Genomic DNA, 4500 nt, shown 5'->3' with positions numbered 1-4500 from the left:
CCGGCGAGTTATTGATTCCCTCTATTATCCTCGTCCTCGGGAATTTTATTAGCAGTATTTTTCTCATTTTCTGGATAGAAATTTTTGTTACTATTAGTGTGCTTTGGATATTCCGAAGGATGTTCAAATTTAGAGTCCATAAAGGGTAAAGGGGGCGAGGGTGGAGTGGAGGACATTGGCAGCGGGTTTATATCGACCCTATCATCCGCTAGTGCAGAGGACGAAGTCCCCGACTGTTGCATGTGGTATCCAGAATGACTACCTTGGCCGCCACATCGATGGTGATCTCGGCGCCCGCCCCGGGTACCCCGACGTGAACGACTACTATTGCTGCTTCGAGGATGATGGCGTTTAGCGTCCCCGGGTGAGCAGCCCCGGATGAGGATCTACGAGGGCGCTCTCCCGAATAGCGTCTTCTTTCACCCCTTCGAGGCAATTGTATTGCCTGCTGAGGGGGGGGTCTCTAGGCGAGGATTTTGCCTCTTCTTCAGCACCGAACATCTTTGCCATTAGGCGCTTAAATAAGCCGCTGCTGGGTGTTTTTCGGGTGGCAGCTGCTGTAGTAGGAGGGTTTCTTCTGTAGACAAGAATTGTTGAATCACCGGTTCTGGTAGCGGTTTAATTTCTTGTTTTTGGAGCGTTTCAGTCTTAAAAACTTTGGCCAATTTATAACTTGGCATCCCCTTACCATGTTCCAGACTCGCCGAATCAATTTTAATCTGCTTTAATTGATAAAGCGGCGTTTCCATGTATTGATTAGAAATAATCGTTATTTTTACAGGATAATGTTTTTCAATATCCCTTAAGATTTCTCGTTTTTCATTAATTAAATAAATGGCCAAATCCACGGGTGCCTGTAATTGGAAATGGATATTCTTAGCTTTAGAAGCTTGTTCCTGAATTAAATGAATAATTGAAAGTCCCAGCGATTCTATACTACGAATGGTGCCTTCACCATCACAGCGAGGGCAGGCTATTTGAGTTGATCGAGTCAGGGAAGAACGCAACCGCTGGCGGGACATTTCCAATAAACCAAATCGCGAAATCCGTCCAATTTGGATACGGGCGCGGTCTTGCTTCAAAGCGTTACGTAAACAATTTTCAACTTCCCGCTGATTACGAATGGGTGTCATATCAATAAAATCGATGACAATGAGGCCACCGATATCGCGAATACGTAATTGACGAGTAATCTCTTCGGCGGCTTCTAAATTCGTGGAAAGCGCTGTTTCTTCAATACTTGCTCCGCGAGTAGCCCGTGCTGAATTAATATCAATGGCTACAAGTGCCTCGCTGTGATCAATAATCAACGATCCACCGGACGGAAGTCGGACTTCACGCTGGTGGGCATTTTCAATTTGTTGTTCGATTTGGAATCTACTAAAGAGAGGTAATTGATCCTGATAAAGCTTTAAACGCTCAATGAATTGGGGGCGAACCTGACTGATATAATAGCAAGCATTTTGATAGGATTGCTCATTATCAATAAGGATTTCTTCAATATCCTGACGCAGGTAGTCGCGAATGGCGCGGATGATTACATCGCTTTCTTGATGAATAAGGTAAGGACCTGGTTTAGCTACTGCTGCTTGTTTAATAGCTTCCCAATAGCGCAATAAGATTTTAAAGTCCCACTCGAGTTCTTCTTTTGCGCGCCCAAGCCCCGCAGTGCGTACAATTAAGCCCATTCCTTCGGGGAGGCTCAATTGACTAATAGTTTCCCGCAATTGATCGCGTTCTTCCCCTTCAATTCGACGCGAAATACCACTGGCCCGCGGGTTATTAGGCATCAGAACTAAAAAAGACCCCGCTAAACTGATAAACGTGGTTAGTGCCGCTCCTTTTGTTCCCCGTTCTTCCTTATCGACTTGAACGACGAGCTCTTGACCAATTTTAAGTACCCGATTGATATCAATGGTATCAATCTCTTGTGACATATCTTGGAGAAAATACTCGCGGGAAATTTCTTTTAAAGGCAAGAATCCATGTCGTTCGCCACCATAATTAACAAACACTGCTCCTAAGCTAGGTTCGATGCTGCTAATAATGCCTTTATAGATATTAGATTTTTTTTGTTCTTGGCCAGGGATTTCAATATCAAGATCAACCAGCTTGGAATTTTCAGTAATTGCTACGCGCACCTCATGGAGCTGAGTTGCATTAATCAGCATTCTTTTCATTTGTTCAACCTATTCTCTTAGGGCGCTCAACCGCAAGCTTGGGCTTGGAGGTTCGCCGAGAAACCGCTCTTGGGAGCGCCGCGTTAAATACAAAATAATCATGTTCGTTCTATTGGTGCTAGTACTATTGGTGCTAGTACATGATAAAATCTATAGTTTCGCAGCTGGCAATTTGGGTTTTTATTGGGTGTCATTCCTGTGAATTAAGACACAAACCCGGAATATAACCTATCTCATTCTGCAGATCCCTTGGGGGGGGGGAATAACAGGACTAAATTGATACAGCTGACTTTTTTGCACTAATTTCTCACATTTCTACGTTATGATATCATGATGGACAGCCCGACTATAGCAGGTTTTGTTCTATAAAACCATATAGTTTGTAACTTAAAGGATCCTATTTTGACCCTAACTTGCATTATAATTTATGATTCTCATGCTGGGCAACGATTGGACAATTTTCTAATTAGCCGTTTAAAGGGAATACCTTCGGCTCGGATTTATCGTGCTATTCGAAAAGGTGAAGTAAGAGTAAACAAAAAACGGGTGAGTGCCGATTATCGACTCGCCATTGGCGATTCGGTACGTATACCTCCTTTGCACCAATCGACTATAAAAAACCGCCAATACCTGATAAATCTTTATTAATATCGCTTGAAATGCGTATTCTTGTCGAAGAAGCTGATTTCTTAGTTATTGATAAACCCGCGGGCTTACCTGTACACGGAGGAAGTGGAATTAATGGAAGTCTAATCGAAGCATTACGCATAATGCGACCTAAAAATCGATCGTTGGAATTGGTACATAGGTTGGACCTGGAAACATCTGGTTGTTTGGTTGTGGCCAAGAAACGCAGCCTTCTTGTGGCACTTCATGCTCTACTGACTCAACGGAAGGTTGTGAAGCAATACCTTTTGCTGGTGAAGGGGCTGTGGCAGGGAGGGGAAAGACGAGTTGAAGCCCCTTTGAAAAAGAATATCCTGCAAAGCGGTGAGAGGATGGTAAAAGTCGATGAAAATGGGAAAATGGCATTGACTCTTTTTCGACCAATTGTTTTTTATTCAAATGCTACACTCCTCGAAGCGCGACCTTTAACAGGTCGCACCCATCAAATTCGGGTCCATACCGCTCATATGGGTCATCCGATTGCAGGAGATGAAAAGTATGGAGACAAGGTTTTTAATAAGAAAATGAAGACGTTGGGATTGCGACGATTATTTTTGCATTCTGCAGGAATTGCGTGTTGTTGGGATAGTCGTGTTCTAGGGGTTTGTGCGCTTTTAGATGCTGATTTGTTTCATTTTCTTAAGATTTTAAAATAGAGAGAAATTTAGAGTTAAATAGTTTTTAACTAACAATGGCTTCGAGGGATCGTTTTTGAGTGTAATACTATAAATTTAGGGTTATGAAAGTGTCCACAAGGACTTAAGTATATCTCATTGCTGACATTCACGGGCAAATTGATCTTTTGCGGCCCTTGCTTGAAGTTATTCAAGAGGATGCCTCACACCATCCCTTTAGAAATGTTCTATTACATTATGAGATTATATTGACCGCGGCTCCCATTCTTATCGAGTGATCGAAGGTTTACTTTCTTTAGCCACTCATTTTGAAACTCGATATTTAAAAGGTAATCATGAAAGCCTGTTTTAAATTTTATTAAAGATCCTGAAGAAGGTATTCTTTAAGAAAGTATTCTTTAAGAAGGTATTCTTTGGCTAAGTAACGATGGGTGGGCTACTTTAAATTAGCTATGGATTTGATGTGACGGAATTGCCTCAAAATCCACAGGACCTATCGGTGGTTTAGGAGAACATTTTACAGTTGATGCCAAAAGAGTATCTGGAATTTTTAAAATCGCTTCGGTTGCATTATCAATTGGGAGATTATTTTTTTACCTATATGGGTGTGCGATCTGCGATTCCATTGGACCAGAAAAATAAAGATGATTTATTATGGATTTGGAGTGAATTCTTAAATTCCAAAGAAGATTTTGGAAAAATTATTGTACATGGACATACCATAGTGAAAACTCCTGAAATACACCTTAATCGAATTGCGTTGGATACGGGTGCTTTTTATACTTGAACATTAACGTGTTTAGTATTGGGTGGCGAGGAATGCTATTTGTTACAAACTCGTGTTCAGTCGCGGATTAGCGTGACTAAATCTAATTGTTGATGATCAAACCCACGCCAATACTGTTGGTATAGTGATTATATTCAATTAAACTTTGCCCATACCCGCTAAAGAATTGAATGTAACCGTGAAGTAATCCATGAATGGGAAAAGAATAAGAAAGTTCGATGGAACCACGTTT

5 protein-coding genes and 1 pseudogene are annotated in these 4500 nt (G+C 41.6%); 3 read left to right on the top strand and 3 right to left on the bottom strand.

Features of this window, described 5'->3' with window-relative positions; genetic code table 11:
• Positions 1-208: 208 nt before the first annotated feature.
• The gene (locus B1F79_RS06995; RefSeq protein ID WP_372443143.1) at positions 209-436 is read right to left on the bottom strand and encodes a hypothetical protein; all 228 of its coding nucleotides are present in this window, start codon (positions 434-436) and stop codon (positions 209-211) included.
• 44 nt (positions 437-480) lie between these two features.
• Positions 481-2180: pseudogene (locus B1F79_RS04245) on the bottom strand (Rne/Rng family ribonuclease); the annotation flags it as partial.
• A gap of 402 nt (positions 2181-2582) precedes the next feature.
• Here B1F79_RS04245 and B1F79_RS06990 point away from each other — a divergent pair.
• The 3 genes from B1F79_RS06990 (at position 2583) to B1F79_RS04235 (ending at position 4268) form a co-directional block, all read left to right on the top strand.
• Positions 2583-2828 carry a S4 domain-containing protein gene (locus B1F79_RS06990; RefSeq protein WP_372443142.1) on the top strand — a complete coding sequence of 82 codons (246 nt, stop codon included), beginning with the start codon at positions 2583-2585 and terminating at the stop codon, positions 2826-2828.
• Between the two features lie 11 nt (positions 2829-2839).
• Entirely contained in the window at positions 2840-3502 is a 663-nt protein-coding gene (locus tag B1F79_RS04240) for a pseudouridine synthase (protein ID WP_372443141.1), read from the top strand.
• Between the two features lie 505 nt (positions 3503-4007).
• Entirely contained in the window at positions 4008-4268 is a 261-nt protein-coding gene (locus B1F79_RS04235; RefSeq protein ID WP_251366120.1) for a hypothetical protein, read from the top strand.
• 82 nt (positions 4269-4350) lie between these two features.
• Here the strand turns inward: B1F79_RS04235 and B1F79_RS04230 are convergent.
• A partial coding sequence (locus tag B1F79_RS04230) for a phospholipase A (protein WP_251366121.1) occupies positions 4351-4500 on the bottom strand: 150 nt, incomplete at its 5' end.

This window comes from Coxiella-like endosymbiont of Rhipicephalus sanguineus (genome assembly GCF_018687865.1).
The sequence above is the reverse complement of the archived record's forward strand: the minus strand, read 5'-3'. Positions and strand labels throughout refer to the sequence as shown.